Origin of the sequence: Streptomyces griseus subsp. griseus (genome assembly GCF_000720255.1) — a bacterium.
In the GTDB taxonomy this organism is placed as follows: Bacteria; Actinomycetota; Actinomycetes; order Streptomycetales; family Streptomycetaceae; genus Streptomyces; species Streptomyces griseus_I.
In genome coordinates this window covers 32,762-52,971 of sequence record NZ_JOJE01000004.1, presented here as the reverse complement: position 1 = coordinate 52,971, position 20,210 = coordinate 32,762, and the positions used below count along the sequence as shown (strand labels likewise).

The window sequence follows — 20,210 nt, the reverse complement described above, 5'->3', positions numbered from 1 at the left end:
GGTGCCAGAGGGTGGCGGTGGGTGAGAGGTCAGCTCGGAGCGGCGTACTGGTGTGCCTTCACCGCGTCCACGGCCGGGGCCATCGCCCCGCGGGCGAGTTCGTCCAGCAGGTCGGCGTGGCACCGGTTGCGTGCCCGTACGACGTCGGGCCCCGGGGCCGGAAGCAGCAGGCACTGGCGGCCGAGCAGGTCGGCGGCGAACTCGCGGATGCCGGGCCCGCCGAGTGCCTCGGCGAGGTCCAGGTGGAAGCGGGTCTCCAGTTCCAGCAGCCGTGACGGATCGTCGGACCGGTCCATGTCGTCGACCAGTGCCCGTACGCCGTCGAGCCTGCCGTCCGGGATCCCGCCCGCGGCGTGCGCCACGAGACCGCACTCCAGCAGCAGGTGGAAGGCGTCCAGCGAAGCCGCCTCGTCGGAGTCGTGCATCAGTGCCACGACCGTGTCCCAGTCGGACGCGACGAACGTCCCGCCGGCCCGGCCGCGCCGGCGGTCGAGCAGCCCGTCCTGACACATGCCCTCCAGGGCCCGGCGCACCGTGATCTCACTGATCCCCAGCTCCTCGGCGAGGACACCGACGTCCGGCAGCCGGTCCCCGGGGGCCATGGACTTCAGTCGCACCCGCAGGGCGATGCGGGAGCGGACGAGTTCGGATCCGGTGGGGCCCCGGCCGGGCAGGACGCGGGTGTCCAGGACCCCGGCACCCGGCGTGGGCCGCGCGGGACCCGGCTGGCTGTAGGGACCGAACTTGCCCGCTGCGTTCACCACGACGCCACCCTAACGGCGGCCGCGCTGCTGGCTGGTGCATGAGCTCCCCTGGGGGCCGGAACACGGGGGACGGCGCGGAGTCGGCGGCCGGAGACGCGTCTCAGCGCTGATCGGAAAATAGAGCAATGTGAACAGTTAAACAAGACTGTTTTTTTGGATCGTACTGAACTAATTTTCGTGCCGCCCTGGTCCGCCCTCCCTCCATGGATGTCGAGATGACCAATACCGTCACCCCCAGTCCGCCCACCGAGCCCGGTCTGAAGGCCGGCCTGAAGAACCGCCACCTGTCGATGATCGCGATCGGCGGCGTCATCGGCGCCGGGCTCTTCGTCGGCTCCGGTTCCGGCATCGCCGCCGCCGGCCCCGGCATCCTGATCTCCTATGCCCTCGTCGGCGCCCTCGTCGTCCTGGTGATGCGGATGCTGGGCGAGATGGCCGCGGCCAACCCCACCTCCGGCTCCTTCTCCGCCTACGCCGACCGCGCCCTGGGCCGCTGGGCGGGCTTCACGATCGGCTGGCTGTACTGGTTCTTCTGGGTCGTGGTGCTGGCGGTCGAGGCGACGGCCGGGGCGAAGATCCTGGCCGGCTGGGTCCCGGCCGTGCCGCAGTGGGGCTGGGCCCTGATCGTGATGGTCGTCCTGACCGCGACGAACCTGGCCTCGGTGGGCTCCTACGGCGAGTTCGAGTTCTGGTTCGCCGGTATCAAGGTCGTCGCCATCGCCGCGTTCATCGTGATCGGCGGCCTCGCGCTGTTCGGCCTGCTGCCCGGCTCCGACCACCCGGCGAGCGGCTTCTCCAACCTCACCGCGCACGGCGGATTCCTGCCCAACGGGCCCGGCGCGATCCTCACCGGCGTCCTGATGGTGGTCTTCTCCTTCATGGGCAGCGAGATCGTCACGCTGGCGGCGGGCGAGACCGCCGACCCGCGGGCCGCGGTCACCAAGGCGACCAACAGCGTGATCTGGCGGATCGCGGTCTTCTACCTGGGCTCGATCCTGATCGTCGTGTCGCTGCTGCGGTGGGACGACCCGGCGATCCTCAAGGACGGCTCGTACGTCGCCGCGCTCAGCTCCATCGGTATCCCGCACGCGGCGCAGATCATGAACGCGATCGTGCTCACCTCCGTGCTTTCCTGCCTCAACTCCGGCCTGTACACCGCCTCCCGCATGGCGTTCTCGCTGGGGGGCCGCAACGACGCGCCGGCCGCGTTCGCGAGGACGACCGGCCGTGGGGTACCCCAGGCGGCCATCCTGGCCTCGGTGGTGTTCGGCTTCGTCGCTGTCGCCTTCAACTACCTGTGGCCGGACACCGTCTTCCAGTTCCTCCTCAACTCCTCCGGTGCCATCGCCCTGTTCGTGTGGCTGGTGATCTGCTTCTCCCAGCTGCGCATGCGCAGGATCATCCAGCGGGAGGCGCCCGAGAAGCTGACCGTCAAGATGTGGCTCTACCCGTACCTCACATGGGCCACCATCGCCCTGATCACCTTCGTGCTGGGCTACATGCTCACCGACACCGCCGAGGGCGGTGGCCGCGACCAGGTGGTCCTGTCCACCCTGGTCGCCGGGGCCGTGGTGCTCTTCGCCCTGGTCCGTGAACGGCTGGCGCGAAAGCGCGACGCCGTCACCTCGCCGTAGGCCCGCCTGCCCCTCGCGGGGCGTCCTCGTCCGGCGGCGCAGGCCGGTTCCCCACCGGGGACCGGCCTACGCCCCATGGTGCGACGGCCCTGGGGTTCCTCAGGACCGGCGTACCGCCGTCGGCATGCCGAGCAGGGCACGCGTGGCGGCGTGTTCCGGTGCCGCGAACACCTCCGCCGTGGGCCCCGACTCCACCACACGGCCGGCGTCCAGCACCGTCACCGTGTCCGTGCGGTCCGCGACGAGCCGCAGATCGTGGCTGATGAGAACCACGGTCATGCCCCTGCGCTCCCGCAGCCCGGCCAGCAGGTCCATGATGGCCGCTCCGGTGTCCGGGTCCAGCGCGGAGGTGATCTCGTCGCAGATCAGCACCTCCGGATCGGCAGCCAGGGCCCGGGCGACGGCGGCGCGTTGGCGCTGTCCGCCGGACAGCTCGTGCGGATAGCGGTCGGCGAACGCGGGGGGCAGACCGACCTGTTCGAGAAGATCAGCGACCCGCTCGGACACGTGCCGCGCGGCGCACCGACGGTGCAGGCGCAGGGGCCGCCCGACGGCGGCGCCGATGGTGCGGCTGGGGTTGAGGGCGCCGAGCGGGTTCTGGGTCACCAGCTGTACCTGGCGCCGCTGCTCGCGCGTCCGGCCCCGCGGTCCGGTGCGCACCTGCGTCCCGGAGAGGTGGACGGCGCCGGACGCGGCACGCTGCAGGCCCACGACCGCACGGGCGAGGGTCGTCTTGCCGGAACCGGAGACACCGACGATTCCCTCGACGGAGCCGGGGGCCACACGGAGGCCGACACCGGTCAGCACGGGAGCGTCCCCGAACTCGACGTGCAGGTCACGCACTTCGAGGACGGGCGGGCCGTCGGCCTCGCCGCAGGGGGCGGGCACACCTCCCGTCACCCGTGTGCGGGGCCTCGGCACGGGAGCGTCCAGGACGACGACGTCGTCGGCGAACCGTTCCACGACCTCGGGGTCGTGGCAGGAGAAGGCGACGGCGAGTCGGTGCTCGCGGGCCAGATGCCCGAGCAGCTCGGCCACCTCGTCCCGGAGTCCGGGGTGCAGGCCGGCGGTCGGCTCGTCCAGGAGGAGGATCTTCGGGCGGCGGGCGAGGGCACGTGCGAGTGCGACGCGACGCTGCTGTCCGCCGGAGAGGGCGCCCGGCCGGCGGGCGGCGAGGCGTCCGTCGTCCGGGAGGCGCACCTCGGCGAGCAGGGCGCCCACGATGTCCGAGCTCTTGTCGACCGCGAGTTCCCGTACCAACGACCGGACCCGCATGCGGGGGTTCAGCCCGGATCCGGGGTCCTGGCCGACGTAGGCGAGGTGCCGGCCGCGCATGGTGCGCAGGTCCCGCTCGGGCAGGGCGAGGACGTCCTGGCCGAGGACGTCGATCTGACCGGCCGTGCGGTGCGTGCCGGGGGGCAGCAAGCCGGTGACGGCGCGCAGGAGGGTGGTCTTGCCCGCACCCGAGGGGCCGGTGAGTGCGGTGAGGCGGCCGGGGCGCAGCGTGAGGGCGGCGTCGCGCAGCAGGAGCCGGCCGTCCTGGGCGGTGACGGTGAGGCCCCTCACGATGACGACGGGGGTACCGTCCGGCGGGCCCTGCGGCTTCGCGTACCGGTCGTGGGAGTGGCTCACAGGACGGTCACCGCCTTCCGGCCGGTCTGCGGGGCGAGGGCGGAGGCGGCGAGGTTGACACTGAGGGCGAGCAGGCCGACGGCGGCGCTCGGGGCGACCACGGCCCAGGGGTTGAGGAGGATTCCGGCGGAGTTCTCCCGGATCATCAACGCCCAGTCGGCTGCGGGTGGTTGGGGGCCGACCTGGAGGAAACCGGCCGTGGCCACGAGGTAGACGGCGGCGACGAACCGCAGCCCGAACAGGGCGAGCAGGGTCGACCGCAAGTTGGGCAGGATCTCCCGGACCACCAGGTACCGGAGGCGTTCCCCGCCGGCCGCCGCGGCCTCGACGTAGCCGGTGGCGGCGATGGGGGCTGCCGCGCCGCCCGCGAGTCGCACGGCGTAGGGGACTCCCAGGACCACGGCGGCCGCGACGACGGCCAGTCGGCCGCCGCCGGGCCAGGACAGGGTGACCAGCAGAATGCCCAGGACGGCGGGGAGCAGCATCAGCACGTCCGCGGTCCGCTCCACCAGGCGCCCCACCCACGGCCGTACGGCGCCGACCGCACCCAGCACGGCGGCCGTGCCGGTGACGAGCACGGCGACGAGCAGCGAGGACAGCACCAGCTCGCGCCCGCCGGCCAGCAGTCGGCTGAGGACGTCCCGGCCGAGTTGGTCGCCGCCGAGTGGTGCGTCCCCGACGGGTGCGGCGTAAGGGGCGGTCACGGGCGTGTCGATGGCGTGCGGTGCGATCCAGGGGCCCACCAGAGCGAGGGTGACGAGCAGCAGGGCGGGCAGCACTTTGACGAGGGTGCCGAGCGGCGCCCGGAGCGCTGCGGACACCGCCCGCTCCGGCCCCTCGCCCCGCGCCGGCCTCATCGCTCTCCTCCCGTGACGAGGTCCCGCACCAGGTCCGCCAGCAGCAGTACGACCGTGATGACCGCGCCGGTCAGTGCGGTGACCCCGGCGATGACGGGGCTGTCCCGGTCGGTGACGGCGGAGGCCAGCACCGAGCCGACGCCGGGATAGTTGAAGATGGTCTCCACGACGACGGCGCCTCCCAGCAGCATGCCGGTGGAGGTGGCCAGACCCGCCGCGATGGTGGGCAGGGCGCCGGGCAGGACGTGGTGGGTGAGGACGCGGTGCGGCGGGAGTCCGTCGAGGACAGCGGTCTCCACGTGCGGTGCGCGGGCCTCATCGGCGAGTGCGGCACGGACGATGCGAGTGTTCCAGCCCACTTGAGGGACCGTCAGGGCGAGTGCGGGCAGGACGAGCATGTCCCAGGAGGCCGGGGAACCGTCGGCGCCGGTGAGCGTGACGGCGGGCAGCCAGCCGGTCCAGAGCGAGAGCACGAGGACCAGGGCGACGGCGACGACGAACTCGGGCAGGGCGAGGACCGCCGTGGCGGTGCCGGACACGGCACGGTCCAGGCGTCCGCCCGGCCGCAGCGCCGCCCAGCAGCCCAGGGTCAGGGAGAGTGCGGCGGTGAGCGCGAGCGCGATGCCGCCGAGCAGGAGCGTGTTGGGGAAGGCGCTGGAGAGCAGGTCGGTGACCTTCTCGCCGCGCGCCGAGGTGCCGAGGTCGCCGGTGGGCAAGCCGGTCATCCAGTCCCAGAAGCGTTCCGGCACCGGCCTGTCCAGGCCGAGCAGTGCTCGCCGCCGCGCCAGGTCGGCGGCGCTCTCGCCGCGTTCGGAGGTGACGTCGGCAGCGTCGCCCGGCAGGAGTTCGACCGTGACGAAGACCAGCGCGAGCAGGACCGCCAGGAGCGCCGTCCGCTTCAGCACCTGGGCGAGGACCAGTGCGGGCATACGCGTCGGCCGCCTGCCCGGGGTCACCGGGGAGGCGGTCGGCGTGGTGGTGTCGGTGGTCAACTCGTCAGCCACGCGCCTTCGAGCTGGACCCTGCCGTAGCCGGGCAGCGTGGGCAGACCGCGGACCTTGGGCCCGGCGAGGTCGATGCCGTCGGCCATGCCCCACAGCAGGTAGCCGGAGCCTTCGTACTCGATCTGCTGGAGTTTTTTGAGGAGTTGGGCCCGCCGCGCTTCGTCGGCGGTGCCGATCGCCTTCTGGTACGCCGTGTCGAACTCGGTGGACTTCCAGCCGGCCTCGTTCGTGGCGCTGGAGGAGACCATGGTCTTGCTGGCGAAGAAGACCACGGAGTCGTTGGTGCCCCAGTAGGTGGTGTAGAGGTCGCCCTTGAGCCAGGTCTTGTCCCAGAACGTCGCCGACTCCTGCTTGACCACCTTCACCTTCACGCCCGCCTCACGGACCTGAGTGGCGAACAGCGTGGCCGACTCGGCGAGGCCGGATATGTCTTCGGTGGTGCGCAGTTCGTAGGTCTTCGAGGTGTCGAAGCCGGCCTCGCTCAGGAGCTTCTTGGCCCTCGCGAGGTCGCGGGTGCGCTGCGGGACGCTCCTGTCGTAGGCGGGGTCGCCGGTACCGAGGATGTCGTTGGCGACCGTGCCGTAGCCGGAAAGGACCTGCTTGACCATGGCCTCGCGGTCGACGGCCAGCCGCAGCGCCTCGCGGACCCTGGGGTCGGCGAACGGGCCGCCGGCGGTGCGCATGACGATGGGCATCGCCATGTCGTTGGGGCGGCGGACCGTCTGGACGTCCTTGCGGGAAGCGGCCGTTCGGGCGGCGATCGCGCCGACGTTGGAGGCCAGGTCGATCTGACCGGCGAGCAGCGCGTTGGCCATGGCCTGTGGGTTCTCGAAGATCTTGACCTCGATGGCGTCGAGGTGCACGTCGCCGCCGTACCACTTCTCGTTGCGGACCAGGCGGGCGTTGCCGGAGCGGTACCAGTCGAGCTTGAAGGGGCCGGTTCCCGGCGCCTTCGCGATGTCCTTGTCGGTGGTGCCGTCGGGGATGACGAAGGTGGTCAGCCGGGTGAGCAGGGGCAGTTCGGCGTTGGCGTAGTCGGAGACCAGGACGACGGTCGCGTCGCCCTCGGCGGTGATGTTCTTCGCCTGGATACCGGGCAGCCGGGAGGCACCGGAGGGAGTGGCCCGCAGACGCTTGAGCGAGAAGACGACGTCCTTGGCGGTCACGGGGGAGCCGTCGTGGAACGTCGCCCCTTGTGCGATCTTGAACTTCCAGGTCCTGAGGTCCGCGGACGGCTGCCAACTCGCCGCCAGCCGGGGCTCGGTGTTCGGCTTCGCGCCGGGCACGGTGAGCGTGTCGTAGACGAGGCTGAGGACGAGGTAGTCGCTCTCGTTGGACTGGGTGCCGTGCGGGTCGCGCGTGACGGCACCGGCCCGGCCCAGGGCACCGACCCTCAACGTACCGCCCCTGCGGGGCTTTTCGGAGCCGCCGCCGGCGGACCCGGCCGGCTCGTCGTCACTGCCGCCACCACACGCGGCAAGCAGGGCGGTGGCACCCAAGGCGCCACCAGCCCACATCAGTTGACGTCTGGTCAGGTCCACTTGTTCCTCGATCTCACGGGGCGGGTCGATTGCTTAGGTTTGCCTACCCTGCCTTACAGCCCGAACACAAGACTGCCCACCGTGTGATTCTGATCAAACTTAGGTAAGCCTTGCCTGCTTTCTGTGTGCAGGCTATGTTTCCCGGCGGCTTCCCTGCTTCACGAACGCCCGCACGCCACGCGTCCCCCACCCGCACTCGAACGGACGGTTCACCATGCCCACGGGAGCCATCCCGGTACGCCCGCTTTCCTCCGTCGCCGTGGCGGAACTCATCACCGCGGCACAGACCCTTCTCAGCACCGTCGGCTCCTCCGCCGACCCCGCACTGCTCGCTCAAGTGCCGCACGTAGCCGCCTCGTTGAGTGGGGATATCCGGCACGCGTGCCGCCCCGTCGACACCGACGACGGTCTCTTCGTCCTACGCGGACTCCCCGTGGACGACGAGGAGCTCGGCCCGACCCCCCACCACTGGTCCGGCGCCGGGAACGCGGGCGCGCTGTACGACGTCGTCCTGCTGCTGGTCTCCGCGGTGATGGGCACCCCCCTCTCCTGGGAGGGTCAGCAGGACGGCCGGTTCGTGCACAACATCGTGCCGTCGGCCGGGCACGAGGAGGAGCAGACCGGCGCCAGCAGCAGTGTGCTGCTCAGCCCACACACCGAGGACGCCTTCCACCCGGGCCGCGCCCATCTGCTGGTCCTCGGCTGCCTGCGCAACCATGACTCCGTCGCGACCACGGCAGCCAGTATCCGCCGGGTCGAACTCAACGCGGGAGACGTGGAGTTGCTCAGCCTGCCGACCCTGCCGATCCTGCCCGACGACGCCTACGCCGAGGCGCGGTCCTACCAGGGAGAGCCGCCGTCGGTGCCGACCCTGTGGGCGTCGGAGGAGGGCCTGACGCTGCGGTTCGACCCCGCCTACACCCCCCTGGAGAAGGCGTCCGAGGAGCATCGGGAGGCATACGGCCGGCTGGAGGCCGAGCTGTCCCGGGTCTCCGTCGCGGTGGCCCTGACGCCAGGAGACGTCCTGGTCGTCGACAACGACCTCGTCGTGCACGGCCGCGTCCCCTTCCAGGCCCGCTATGACGGAACAGACCGCTGGCTGAAACGTTCGTCCGTGCGTGTTCCGGGCCGACGCACCCGCCCGCCCGCCGAACGTCTCGAACACGGCTACGGCCAGAGCGCCGTGGCGGCATACCGATGACCGACGGCACGCCCATCGACACCGACATCGACATCGACATCGACATCGAGGAGACATGGTGACGTCCGACGACAAGACGCTGCGCATCCTGAGCACCAGTGATGTGGCCGGCATCGACATCACCCTGCCGGACGTCGTCTCCGTGGTGGAACAGGCCTACCGGACCCTGGCCGACGGCCGTTCCGACAACCCGCGCAAGCTCACCGTCACACCTCAGGACGGTCACTCGGTCGCCTACGCCATGCTCGGGCGCGACGGAGTGCGCGGCGTGGTCGCGGTGAAGACGTCGTACAAGTACGGGCTGCACGAGGACCGCGACAAGCAGCACTACTACACGACCCTGACCCTCTACGACGACGAAACGGGCCTGCCCGTCGCGATGCTGGACTGCGGCCGGGTGGGCGCCCTGCGCACCCCCGCGGTCTCCGCGCTGCTGGCCCGCGAACTCGCCGCTCCCGGCAGCCGCAGCGCCCTCGTCATCGGCACCGGCACCCAGGGGCGGCTCGCCCTCCCCTTCCTGCTCACGACCATGCCGGAGCTCGAGCGGCTGACGCTGTTCGGCACGCACCCGGACGGGATCCGCGCCGTGCGCGAGCAACTGCACGTCCACTTCCCCGAACGCGAGTTGGAGGTCGTCACCGACCTGCGGGCGGCGGCCCAGGACGCGGACGTCGTCCTCGCCACGGCGGGCCCGAACACCCCGGCCTCAGTCGAGGCGGACTGGCTCAAGCCGGCCGCGCTGTCGGTCCTCGTCGGGTACGGCATCGCCCCGTCCACGCTGCACCGCGCCGACCGGGTCGTCGCCACCAGCGCCGCCCAGATGCGCGTGACCGGCACCGACATGGTCGACGCGAGCGGAGAACTGCGCGCCGTCGACGCCGAGTTCCCCGAGGTGCTGTCCGGACGTGCGGCCGGGCGCACCGACCCAGGTCAGCGGATCTTCGCGTACAACAGCGGGCTCGTCGTCACCGACATCGCGCTCGGCCACCGCTTCGCGCAACTCGCCCTCGCCCAGGGGCTGGGCACGGCGGTGCCGCTGTGGAGGTGACCGCCCCGCTTCCGGCCCACGCCGGCCCACAGCTGCGCTCACTCCTGGCCGATCCGCTCCTGCACGAGCTCGGCCATGGCCTCGGCGGCCCCTACCACGTGCTGCTTCCGGAACTCTTCGACTCCAACGCCGCGGCCTTTCGACGGGCGTTCACCGACGCGGGCGTCGACGGCCGGGTCTACTACGCCAAGAAGGCCAACAAGGCGGCCGTCTACGTCGAGCGGGCGGCCGTCGCGGGTCTGGGCGTGGACGTGGCGAGCCACGGCGAGCTGCGCGAGGCGCTCGCCTCCGGCGTACGGGGCGAGGACCTCGTGGTGACCGGCCCAGCCAAGGCGGACGAACTCCTGCGGGTGGCCGTGCTCCAGGGCGCGCTCGTCGCTGTCGACGCCCTCGACGAACTGGACCGGCTCCTCGCTCTCGCGACCGAAGTCGAACGAAGGGCACGGGTGCTGCTCCGTCGGCTCCCGCCCGAGCAGCCCGGCAGCCGCTTCGGGCTCGACGCCGACGAGATGGCCGCCGCTCTGCACCGTTGCGCGTCGGACGCATCGGTCGACGTGGAGGGGTTCAGCTTTCATCTGTCCGGCTACGACATCCGTCAACGGGCCGACCTCGCTGGCGAATTGGTACGACTGTGCCTGCGCGCCCGGGAGTCGGGACTCCGCGCGGACCGGATCAGTGTCGGCGGCGGCTTCGCCGTGGACTACGTGGGTGAGGACGACTGGCGGCAGTTCAACAAGAGCCTTCGGCCCGAGCACTTCCACGCCGACAAGACCTTCTCCGGCTTCTACCCCTATCACTCCCCCGTCGCAGGAGCCGACGGGCTGCGCGCGCTGCTGGCCTCGACGCCCGTGGGCGAGGACACCACGTTGGCCGGCCTGGTGCGGGCCGCCGGGATCACGCTCCTCGTCGAACCCGGACGCGCCCTGCTGGACCGGGCCGGGTTCACCGTCTTCCGGGTGCGGGGCGTCAAGGAGCGCGACGGCTACGCGATCCTCACCGTGGACGGCAGCAGCCTGAGCCTGTCAGAGCAGTGGTTCGAGAGCGAGTTCCTGCCCGACCCGGTGCTCGTGCCGGCCGAACGACAGGACATCGCCGACGCGGGCCCCTACCCGGCGAGCGTGGGCGCCGCCACCTGCCTCGAGTCGGACATGCTGACCTGGCGCAAGATCCCCTTCCCGGTCCGGCCGGCCGTCGGTGACCTGCTGGTCTATGCCAACACGGCCGGCTACCAGATGGACTCCAACGAGTCGCCGTTCCACGATCTTCCACTGCCACCGAAGGTCGTCGTCGACCGCCCCGCCGACCGATTCCGCTGGCGGCTGGACCGCCGCCACTTCTAGGAGCCTTCATGGACGACCCCCTCCACCGGCCGCCCATCGTGCGCCGGGTCTCCGAACTCGTGGGCGCGACCCCGCTGTTCGAGTTGTGCCGCAGGGAGAACGGCAGCCGGCTGCTGCTGAAGCTGGAGCAGTACAACCCGACCGGGACCGCCAAGATCCGCATGGCCCGGCAGATGGTCGTCGACGCCGAGGACCGCGGGCTGCTGCGCCCCGGCGGCCGGATCATCGAGTCGACCTCCGGCAACACCGGCCTGGGCCTCGCCGTCGTCGCCGCGGAGCGCGGCTACACCTTCACCGCGGTCGTCGACCATCACGCCGCCGTGGACAAGCTGCGCGCCATGAAGGCGCTCGGCGCGGAACTGGTCTACGTCGCGGACGACGGCGACGAGGAGCTGGCCACCGCCGCCCGCGAGGAGTTCGCGGAGAAGCTGGCCGCGGAGTCCGACAACGCGTACTTCACCGAGCAGCACAACAACCCGGCCAACGGGGCCGGTTACCACCCGGTGGCCCGCGAACTCGACGCCGCCCTGGGCGGTCGTATCGACGTCCTCATCGGCGCGGTCGGCACGGGCGGCGGGCTGTTCGGGACCGGAAAGGTCCTGCGCGAGACCGTACCCGGCGTGCGGATCGTCGGGGTGGAACCCAAGGGCTCCATCGCCTTCGGGCCGCCCGCCCACGACTACTACCAATCGGGCACCGGCACCCCCGAGGGCGCCACGATCGGGGCGATGGTCGACTACGACCTGCTCGACGAGGGCGCGAAGGTGGGCGACGTCGAGGCGTTCGCCACCGCCCGCGTCGTCGCCCGGCACACGGGCCTGCTGATCGGCGGCTCGGCGGGCGGGGTGGTGTACGAGGCCTTGACCCGGATGTCCGCGCCGGCTCCCGGAGCCGTTATGGTCGCGCTGGTCAACGACGGCGGGGAGAAGTACATGGACACCGTCTTCGACGACGACTGGATGGCTGCCCGCGACCTGCTCTCCCCTCAAGTGGAGTGTGAAGTGGCGGAGTTGCTGGCCAAGCTGCGCCGCCCCACGCCGGACACCCCCCAGGAATGGACCTGATGCCGCCCGCCCTCGCCCGCCTGCTCACCGACGGCCGTGCCCTCGCCACGCTCGCCGTCCCGCTCGCGCTCACCCAGCTGGCGCAGGTCGCGCTCACCACCACCGACACCATCATGATGGGCCTCATCGGCACCGAGGCCCTGGCGGCCGGTGGCCTCGCGATGGTGATCTTCAACCAGTTGCGCACCATGGGCGTAGGACTGGTCACCGCGGTCGGGAACCAGGTCGCGGCAGCCGACGCCCGCGCGGAGAACGGGGAGGACACGGAAGCGGCGCACGACGACATCCGCGACCTGGTCCGGGCGAGCCTGCTGCTGTCCACGCTGGCGGGTGTCGCGGGCGCTGTGCTGATGGTGCTCATCGGGTACGCCGTCGTATGGCTCGGCCAGGACCCGGACGTGGTCGACGCGGCCAAACCGGTGCTGTACGCGATGGCACCCGGCCTGGTGCCCTGTCTCTGGTTCCAGGCGATCCGCCAGTTCACCGTCGGCATGCGCCGCCCCCAGGCCCTGCTGCGCATCACCATCGCCTCGATCGCCGTCAACGCGGGCCTCAACTGGGTTTTCATCCATGGCACCTGGGGCCTGCCGAAGCTGGGGCTCCCGGGTATCGGCCTCGCCACGACCTCGGTGTACGCGCTGTCGTTCCTGGCCCTGTACGTCTCCGCCCGCCGCGACCCCCGCCTCGGTCCGCTTCTCTCCTTGCGGATCTGGCAGACCCGTCTCGCGACCTTGCGCCGCCTGTTCGGGCTCGGCGCACCGATCGCCGCGACCTACGGCTCCGAGGCGGGCTTCTTCTCCGTCGTCGCCCTGCTCGTCGGCAGCTTCGGCACGGCCGCACTGGCCGCGCACACGGCCGTCAACCAACTCGTCTACATCGTCTTCCAGATCGCCGTCGGCCTCTCCCACGCCGCGTCCCTGGGGGTCAGCCGCGAACTCGCCCTCGGCAACACGGCGGCCGCCCAGCGGCTGAAGACGACGGCGCTGGCCTTCGCCGCGGCGGTGATGGCGGTCGTCGCTCTGGCGTATGTGAGCGTGCCCCGTCTCGTGCTCGCCCCGTTCTTCGACAGTGACGACCGGTCCGCGGCCGACACCGCCTCCAAGCTCCTGATCGTCGCCGCCGTGCTCCAGTTCTTCGACTGTGCCCAGAACATCGGCGTCGGCCTGCTGCGCGGACTCGACGACACCAAGGGCGGCTTCCGCGTCACCCTCGTCGGCTACTGGCTCGTCGGCCTCCCCGCCGCCGCACTCCTGGGGTTCGCCGCCGGCTGGGACACCGTCGGCATCTGGCTGGGCCTTGTCACCGGGCTCGCCACCACCGCCGTACTCCTGCTCCGCCGCTTCAACCGCGGCGTCGGCCGCCTGCCCGCCGTGTCACGGGTGTCACCCGTTTCCCCATGAGGCCCCGGCACACCGGACGAGCTGCTGACCGGTGGCGTGCAGGCGCGGCCTGGGTTCGAACTGCTGACGCGCGTGACAGCGTGTGAGTGCGGCCGCCTCGGCGAGTGTGTCGACGAGGGCCGTGGTGGCCCGGACGCGCACCCGCGACATCAGTTCACCGTCGTCGACGGACAACTCGCCGAGTGGCGCTGCGCGTTGGCCTCCGTCGGCGTGCACGACCGCGTCCGGGGCGGTGACGTCGTCGAGGATCCGGTGCGGCGTGGCGGGCTCGGCCGGGTCAGCCTGGAGCCAGGTCAGGCCGGGCGCCGGCTCCGGTCCGCGGCGGCTGACCCACCACCGCACGGTCATCCGCCCCGTCCGGCTCGGCCTGCGGGGCCGGTGACGAGAAGGGGCGGGGCGATCCCGCCTCCGCCCCGGGGGCGTTCTGTGATCGACCCCAGGGGGTCACCCCGTGACCGGGGACTCCGCCGTGCAGCCGCCGGCGGCCACCAGGCCCTTTGCGGTCTGTTCGTCGATCACCTTGCCCTTGTGGGTGATCTTGCAGGTGATGTGGGCGCCTTCGGGGTCCGCGGCGACCGGCATGACCGCCGCGGGCATGATGCCGCGCAGCGTGACCGTCTTCGTCCAGGGCAGCTTGGGCTTCGACACCGACTCGATCTTCGGCTTCATCGCCGTGCCCCCGCCGCCGTGGAACTCGATCGAGTCGACGCTCGTCCCCGTGACCTCGTAAGTGACCTCATACGTCTCGTCCACCGCCTTGTCGACCTGGTCGACCGCTTCGGAACAGGCACTGACGCCGAACGCGAGACCGACGACGACGACGGAACAGACAGCGGCGCGGATGGTGCGCTTCATGGGATCCCCCCGGATCGTGCAGGTCGGATCCGCAGCAAATCGCAAAGGTAAGGTAAAGTCAAGCTGTTATGGGACCTGACAATCAGCAGGTCAGACGGGTCACCAGAGGCGCCCCGAAGCGTCGGCCACTCGCTGGGTTCCGTCGCGCAGCTTGAGAATGTACGTCGCCGTGAGCGCAACGGCACGGTCTTCGTCATGTGACAGCTGCGCGAGGGCGCGGGACGTCGTGACACCCGGGACGTCCGCGAGCGCCTGAGTCAGCCGTCGACGTGCGGGCGGTCCGACGGTGCCGCGGTCGAGGCAGTCGACGAGCCCGGTGGCGATGCGCTCCCCCAACGCGGGATCTCCCGCCAGCGTGCTCAGCGCGTCGGCCGCGTCGGTGTCGTTCCTCCCTTCGACGATCATGTCGATGAGCGTCGGGACCGCGTCGGCGACTCCACGTGTCCCGAGCGCCAGAGCCGCGTACCCGCGCACCACGGTGTCGGGGTTCGTGAGGGCGTCCCGCAGCAGTGCGGTCGCCGCATCGTGCGGAATCTCGGCGATGGACTGGACGGCACGTTTGCGCACCTCGGCCACGGATGAGCCGAGTCCCTTCGCCAACAGCGCCGAAACGTCCTCGCCCGATTGCGCGAGGGCCCAGCGAAGGGCTCCGGCGACGTTCGGATCCGACTCGTTCAGCACGGCCTCGACCAGTGCTTCCACCGGCACGGGAACCTCCTCCGCCGCGGACAGCGCCGCGCGCTGCCGTGCCCCCGCGCTCTTCGACCCCAACGCCTGCAGGAGCGCGACGATCTGGAGGACGTCCTCCCAGCCGGCGGGTTCCGCGACACCGATCCGGCGCAGTCGCGTGAGCAGCTCCGTCTCAGCCGCGATCCGCTCTCGCGTCTGGCGGATGAGGTCGTCGACGAGCTCCGCGGGCGCGAAGCCCGGGTCGTCGAGCGCGCGCCCGACGTCACGCAGCGACAGCCCCAGTGACCGCAGGCTCTCGACGTGGAAGATCCGCCGGATGTTCTCGCTGGAGTACTCCCGATAGCCGGAGTCGCTACGACCCGTCGGCCGCACCAGACCGAGCGATTCGTAGTGCCTGAGCATGCGGGCGCTGACCCCGGACCGTCGCGCGACATCACCGATCAACACTGCCTACCGCCCCTCCTGGCCGGCCCCGCCGAGGGCTACGGTGCGCTTCGCCTCCTCGATCGCGAACTCGAATCCGGCGTCCGGGTCGCGCCACAGCCGTTCCGTGGCGATCGCGTGCGTGCGCACGCGAGGGTCGGGATCCGCCCTGGCTGCGCCCACGGGCGGCAACATCGCCTCCCCGAGCTCGATCAGCGCCCGGCTGAGGCTCAGTTGCGTCTCGCGTTGGCCGCGCCCGAGCTGTGTCGCCAACACTACGGCCAACTCGCGCTTCTCGTTTTCGGGTACGAGCACGACCGCTGCCCGCCAGGCACTCCGGGCCACCTCGTCGTCGGCGTCGGACAGCAGCGCCGGCGTGATGGCCGGCCACGCCTGCCGATCCCCGATCTTGGACAGCGTGTGCAACGCCTGGCTCCGTGCCTGCGCACCCTCCGAGCGGACTTCGTCGAGCAGCACCGGGACCGTCATCGATGCCGAGTGACGGGTGAGCGCCCAGGTCAGCATCTCACGCACATAGAACTCGGGTTCGATCGCACACCGCTCGACGAGCTTGCCGATGAACCCCGGGTCAGGGGTCGTGCCGACCGCCAACGCCGCCTGCAGCCGTACCGAAGAGCTGTTGTTCTCCAGCTCCTGAAGGGCTCGCAGCGTGTTCTTGTCCTTTTCCGGCATGATCATGAGGACCACCTCCTCGGCACAGCGAAGACCCTGTCACCGTGTCAAGGTCAAGCGGAGCCGGGCCGAGAGGTGCGCAGGGTCACCCGGCGGCCCGCCGCCAGGCGGTCTCACGCAGCAGCCGCAGACCGTTGAGGCCGACGACGACGGTGGAGCCTTCGTGGCCCGCGACACCGAGAGGCAGCGGCAGGTCACCGGCCAGGTCCCAGACCACCAACCCCACGATGAAGACCCCGGCGATCACCACGTTCTGCACGACCAGTTCGCCGGCGCGCCGGGACAGGGAGATCACGGCGGGGACAGTGGTCAGGTCGTCGTGAACCACGACCGCGTCCGCGGTCTCCAGAGCCAGGTCGGATCCCGCTCGGCCCATGGCGACGCCGGTGTGGGCGGCGGCGAGGGCCGGGGCGTCGTTGACTCCGTCGCCGACGACCATCACCTTGCGGCCCGCCGCCTCCAACTCCCTTACCGCCCCGACCTTGTGCTGCGGCAGCAGCCCGGCACGCACGTCGTCGATGCCGACCTGGGCGCCGATACGAGCAGCCGCGCGCGGGTTGTCCCCGGTCAGCAGCAAGGGAGCGGTTCCGGTGAGGGACTTCAGCGCGGCGACCGTGGCCCCGGTCCCCGGACGCAGCTGGTCAGCGATGCCGAGCACTCCCACCGGCGTGCCGTCCACGGTGACCAGTACGGCGGTCCGTCCGCCGTCCTCCAGATCGGCGGCCGCCCTCGACACATTCGCGCGGTCGGTGTCGGTCATGCCGTTCAGCAGCCGGGCCGGGGCACCGACGGCGACCACGCACCCCCCGACGGTTGCGGTCACGCCCACGCCGGGGGTGGAGTCGAAGTCCTCCGCCGCCTGAAGTGCGATCGCCCGCTCACGGGCGGCGTCCACGACGGCCCGGGCCAGCGGATGCTCGCTCGGATGTTCCGCGGCCGCGGCGAGGGCCAGCAACTCGCCCTCGTCCAGGCCGGATCCGCTCAGCGGCCGGACGTCGGTGAGCCGCGGGGTGCCCTCGGTCAGCGTGCCGGTCTTGTCGAACGCCACCATGTCGACCTGCCCGAGCCGCTCCATCACCACGGCCGACTTGACCAGTACCCCGTGCCGTCCGGCGTTGGCGACGGCCGACAACAGGGGCGGCATGGTCGCCAGAACCACGGCGCACGGCGAGGCCACGATCATGAAGGTCATGGCCCGCAGCAGCGAGTCGGTGAGCTGGGCGCCGAAGCCCAGCGGCACGAGGAACAGCGCGAGGGTGGCGGCCACCATGCCCAGCGAGTAGCGCTGTTCGACCTTCTCGATGAACAGCTGGGTCGGCGCCTTGGTCTCGGACGCCTCCTCCACCATGCGCACGATCCGGGCGATCACCGTGTCCGAGGCGTCACGCCCGACGCGGACGCGCAGCGCGCCGGTGCCGTTGAGGGTGCCCGCGAAGACCTCGTCGCCCCGCTCCTTCGCCACGGGCAGCGGCTCGCCGGTGATGGTCGCCTGATCGACGTCGCTCGCCCCGTCCAGCACTCGTCCGTCGGCGCCGACGCGCTCGCCGGGCCGTACGAGGATGACGTCCCCCACCGTCAACTCCTCGACGGCGACCGTCTCCTCGCCGCCGCGGCCGTCGACGCGGGTGGCCGTGGCCGGCGCCAGGTCCAGCAGCCCACGCACGGAGTCGGCGGTGCGGGCCGTGGCCAGCGCCTCCAGCGCGCCCGAGGTGGCGAAGATGACGATCAGCAGCGCGCCGTCCATCACCTGCCCGATCGCCGCGGCCCCGAGCGCGGCGACGACCATCAGCAGATCCACGTCGAGGCTTTTCTCCCGCAGCGCCTGAAGCCCCGCCCAGCCCGGCTCCCAGCCGCCGGCCGCGTAGGTCAGCGCGTACAGCGGGCCCCATGTCCAGGCCGGGGCGCCGGCCAGCTGAAGCGGCAGCGCGAGCAGGAAGAGGACGGTGGCCGCGGCCGCCCACCGCGCCTCGGGCAGCGCGAGGACGCTCGTACGGCGCCGGGGAACGCCACCGCGCGGGGCCGTGAGCCGGTCAGGAGCCGGGACGAGGGTGGAAGTCATCGAAGCGGAAGTCCTTCACGACGGCACGACGAAACAGCGGCAAGCCGGAGTGGCGGCACCGCTTCCCTCCACCGTACAGGACCACATGAAGACTCATTCATGTGTTCATGGGTTCGGAATCCGGCGGCCGCCGCCTGCCGCGCGCCGCCTCCGTAGGATGAGTGCCATGGGCCACGGAGCTGACGCCAAGACCACCGACACCGCACGCGAGCGCCTGGAAGCCGTCGGCGCCGCGGACGTCGCCGCCACCCTCCAGGCCCTCGCCACCCCCTCCCGGCTGCGGATCCTGACCCACCTCCAGGAGGGCCCCTGCGCGGCGACCGAACTCGCCGAGGCCGTGGGCATGGAGCAGTCCGCGTGCTCCCACCAGCTGCGCCTGCTGCGCAATCTCGGCCTGGTCACCGGCGAACGCCGCGGACGCTCGGTCATCTACGCCCTCTACGACAACCACGTCGCCGAACTCCTGGAGCAGGCCCTCGACCACGTGGAGCACCTCCGGCTCGGCCTGCGGGACAGCCCCCGGGTCAGGTGATCAGACGACCATCCACTGCTGGTTCGCACCGGCGGTGCACGTCGACTGGTCCAGGGCCGCTCCATTGGCGGTCGACGCCCCGGCGACTTCCAGGCACTTGCCACTGTTGACGTTGGTGAAGGTGACGTAGCCGCCGATCACCGCCGTCCTCGTCCACAGCTGGTGCGCGGCCCCGGTGCACGTCGACTGGACGGCCACAGCGCCGTCGGCGGTCGAGGCCCCGGAGATCTGCAGGCATTTGCCGCTGTTGACGTCGACCAACTCGTAGCTCGAGCCGGCCGCGGTGGGCACCCACTGCTGGTTGGCCCCGGAGTTGCAGTTGCCGGAGTTCACCGCCGCCCCGTCCGCCGTGCTCAGGGACCAGACGTCCGCGCACTTGGCGCTGTTGCGGTTCAGCAGGTGGTTGTTCGGGGCGCCGAGCGGACCGGCGATGACCGGCCAGCCGTTCGCGAAGGTCACCTGGCGGATGTCGAGGGTCTCCTGTCCGGAGTTGTCGCCGTCGTAGTAGTGGTAGGCGAGGAACTTGGAGGTGCCGTCGTCGTAGGCGTCGGCGCCGCCCGCGGCGACCTTGGGGTAGGCGCCGGTGAGGACGGTGGTCCCGCCGCCGGAGGCCAGGTCCGTGCCGTTCTGGTCGCGGTACGGTCCCGTGATGCTGGTGGACCGGCCGACCACGGTGTAGTAGGTGCTGTTGACTCCGCTGCAGCAGGTGCCCCTGGAGCCGAAGAGGTAGTAGTAGCCGCCGTCGAGGATGATCGTCGGGTTCTCGATGCCTACGGCGATGTGCCAGAGGTTGTTGTCGGTCGTGGACAGCTTGCCCGTGGCGGTGTCCAGGACGTGCATGTAGGTGCCGCTGCCGGTCCAGGAGCCCCAGGAGATGTACAGCCGGCCGTCGGGTCCCCAGTCGACGTTGGGGTCGATCGGGTAGTTGACGTCCGTGACCATGCCCTGGTCGGTCCAGGGGCCCTCGATGTTCGTGGCGGTGGCGAGGCCCATCACCGCGTAGGTGGAGCCCCAGATCGAACCGGCGTAGTACAGGTGGTAGGTGCCGTTGAAGTACTTGATGTCCGGGGCCCAGATGTTCGGCGGGGTCGAGCCGAGCTTGGCGGTGATCCAGGACGGGGTCGACTCCCAGATGTTCCCCACCTTCGTCCATCCGGACGCCGCGGTGCCGGCGCAGGTCTTGCGGAGGGTGATGGACCCGCTGGGGTTGAGCGGGTCGTGCTCGAAGCCGGTGGAGAAGCCGTAGTAGCAGCTGCCCACCTTGATGACGCTCGGGTCGTGCATGCGGAGGTCACCGCTGAGAGCCCGTGCCGGGGAGGCGGCGGCCAGGCCGACGAGGATCAGGAAGGCGGCCAGGAACGCGGCGAGTGCGGGACGGACGTGTCGTCCGCGTATCCCCCGGCGCGGGCCGGGGTGGGTGAGAGCGGCCATGCGAAACTCCTTCGTATCGCTGTGGATGAGGTGGGGTACGAG

18 protein-coding genes are annotated in these 20,210 nt (G+C 71.2%); 7 read left to right on the top strand and 11 right to left on the bottom strand.

Annotation, left to right across the window (positions count from 1 at the left end; genetic code table 11):
* Positions 1-29 precede the first annotated feature (29 nt).
* The gene (locus IG99_RS07475) at positions 30-764 is read right to left on the bottom strand and encodes a FadR/GntR family transcriptional regulator (protein ID WP_037671124.1); all 735 of its coding nucleotides are present in this window, start codon (positions 762-764) and stop codon (positions 30-32) included.
* 215 nt (positions 765-979) lie between these two features.
* On the opposite strand from IG99_RS07475, the gene IG99_RS07470 reads away from it, so the two are divergent.
* Positions 980-2,398 (top strand): amino acid permease, encoded by a 1,419-nt coding sequence (locus tag IG99_RS07470; RefSeq protein ID WP_078947572.1) that lies wholly within the window; start codon positions 980-982, stop codon positions 2,396-2,398.
* 99 nt (positions 2,399-2,497) lie between these two features.
* Here the strand turns inward: IG99_RS07470 and IG99_RS07465 are convergent, their stop codons facing one another.
* The 4 genes from IG99_RS07465 to IG99_RS07450 are packed head-to-tail and all read right to left on the bottom strand — an operon-like array spanning position 2,498 to position 7,408.
* On the bottom strand, positions 2,498-4,030 hold the full coding sequence (locus IG99_RS07465; protein ID WP_037671119.1) for an ABC transporter ATP-binding protein: 1,533 nt from the start codon (positions 4,028-4,030) through the stop codon (positions 2,498-2,500).
* A complete protein-coding gene (locus IG99_RS07460) occupies positions 4,027-4,851 on the bottom strand; it encodes an ABC transporter permease (RefSeq protein WP_037671436.1) in 825 nt (274 codons plus the stop codon). The genes IG99_RS07465 and IG99_RS07460 overlap by 4 nt, the downstream gene beginning before the upstream one ends.
* 32 nt (positions 4,852-4,883) lie before the next feature.
* Entirely contained in the window at positions 4,884-5,816 is a 933-nt protein-coding gene (locus IG99_RS07455; RefSeq protein ID WP_037671435.1) for an ABC transporter permease, read from the bottom strand.
* 59 nt (positions 5,817-5,875) lie between these two features.
* Complete coding sequence (locus IG99_RS07450; RefSeq protein WP_234311773.1) at positions 5,876-7,408, bottom strand: ABC transporter substrate-binding protein; 1,533 nt, start codon at positions 7,406-7,408, stop codon at positions 5,876-5,878.
* Between the two features lie 238 nt (positions 7,409-7,646).
* Between IG99_RS07450 and IG99_RS07445 the strand changes: the two genes are divergently transcribed.
* From IG99_RS07445 to IG99_RS07425, 5 genes are read left to right on the top strand one after another with little or no spacing between them, the layout of a single operon-like run.
* Complete coding sequence (locus IG99_RS07445) at positions 7,647-8,633, top strand: TauD/TfdA family dioxygenase (protein WP_037671115.1); 987 nt, start codon at positions 7,647-7,649, stop codon at positions 8,631-8,633.
* A 55-nt stretch (positions 8,634-8,688) separates the two neighbouring features.
* On the top strand, positions 8,689-9,681 hold the full coding sequence (locus tag IG99_RS07440) for an ornithine cyclodeaminase family protein (protein WP_199815464.1): 993 nt from the start codon (positions 8,689-8,691) through the stop codon (positions 9,679-9,681).
* Complete coding sequence (locus IG99_RS07435) at positions 9,678-11,021, top strand: alanine racemase (RefSeq protein WP_051865032.1); 1,344 nt, start codon at positions 9,678-9,680, stop codon at positions 11,019-11,021. The genes IG99_RS07440 and IG99_RS07435 overlap by 4 nt, the downstream gene beginning before the upstream one ends.
* 8 nt (positions 11,022-11,029) lie before the next feature.
* Positions 11,030-12,085, top strand: a complete 1,056-nt coding sequence (locus IG99_RS07430; RefSeq protein ID WP_037671107.1) for a cysteine synthase family protein — start codon at positions 11,030-11,032, stop codon at positions 12,083-12,085.
* Positions 12,085-13,485 (top strand): MATE family efflux transporter, encoded by a 1,401-nt coding sequence (locus tag IG99_RS07425; protein ID WP_037671104.1) that lies wholly within the window; start codon positions 12,085-12,087, stop codon positions 13,483-13,485. The genes IG99_RS07430 and IG99_RS07425 overlap by 1 nt, the downstream gene beginning before the upstream one ends.
* Here the strand turns inward: IG99_RS07425 and IG99_RS07420 are convergent.
* From IG99_RS07420 to IG99_RS07400, 5 genes are all read right to left on the bottom strand, one after another.
* Positions 13,468-13,833, bottom strand: a complete 366-nt coding sequence (locus tag IG99_RS07420) for a hypothetical protein (RefSeq protein WP_037671101.1) — start codon at positions 13,831-13,833, stop codon at positions 13,468-13,470. The two genes, IG99_RS07425 and IG99_RS07420, sit on opposite strands and share 18 nt — an antisense overlap.
* Positions 13,834-13,929: 96 nt before the next feature.
* On the bottom strand, positions 13,930-14,340 hold the full coding sequence (locus tag IG99_RS07415) for an MmpS family transport accessory protein (RefSeq protein ID WP_037671098.1): 411 nt from the start codon (positions 14,338-14,340) through the stop codon (positions 13,930-13,932).
* 99 nt (positions 14,341-14,439) lie between these two features.
* Positions 14,440-15,477 carry a HEAT repeat domain-containing protein gene (locus tag IG99_RS07410; RefSeq protein WP_037671095.1) on the bottom strand — a complete coding sequence of 346 codons (1,038 nt, stop codon included), beginning with the start codon at positions 15,475-15,477 and terminating at the stop codon, positions 14,440-14,442.
* 3 nt (positions 15,478-15,480) lie between these two features.
* Positions 15,481-16,152, bottom strand: a complete 672-nt coding sequence (locus IG99_RS07405) for a HEAT repeat domain-containing protein (protein WP_037671092.1) — start codon at positions 16,150-16,152, stop codon at positions 15,481-15,483.
* A gap of 79 nt (positions 16,153-16,231) precedes the next feature.
* Complete coding sequence (locus IG99_RS07400; RefSeq protein WP_037671090.1) at positions 16,232-18,205, bottom strand: heavy metal translocating P-type ATPase; 1,974 nt, start codon at positions 18,203-18,205, stop codon at positions 16,232-16,234.
* A 166-nt stretch (positions 18,206-18,371) separates the two neighbouring features.
* Between IG99_RS07400 and IG99_RS07395 the strand changes: the two genes are divergently transcribed.
* Positions 18,372-18,737 carry an ArsR/SmtB family transcription factor gene (locus IG99_RS07395; RefSeq protein ID WP_037671087.1) on the top strand — a complete coding sequence of 122 codons (366 nt, stop codon included), beginning with the start codon at positions 18,372-18,374 and terminating at the stop codon, positions 18,735-18,737.
* Here IG99_RS07395 and IG99_RS07390 read toward each other — a convergent pair whose 3' ends face one another.
* Positions 18,738-20,168: a family 43 glycosylhydrolase gene (locus IG99_RS07390; protein WP_051865004.1), complete on the bottom strand. Its 1,431-nt coding sequence runs from the start codon at positions 20,166-20,168 to the stop codon at positions 18,738-18,740.
* Between the last annotated feature and the right edge of the window lie 42 nt (positions 20,169-20,210).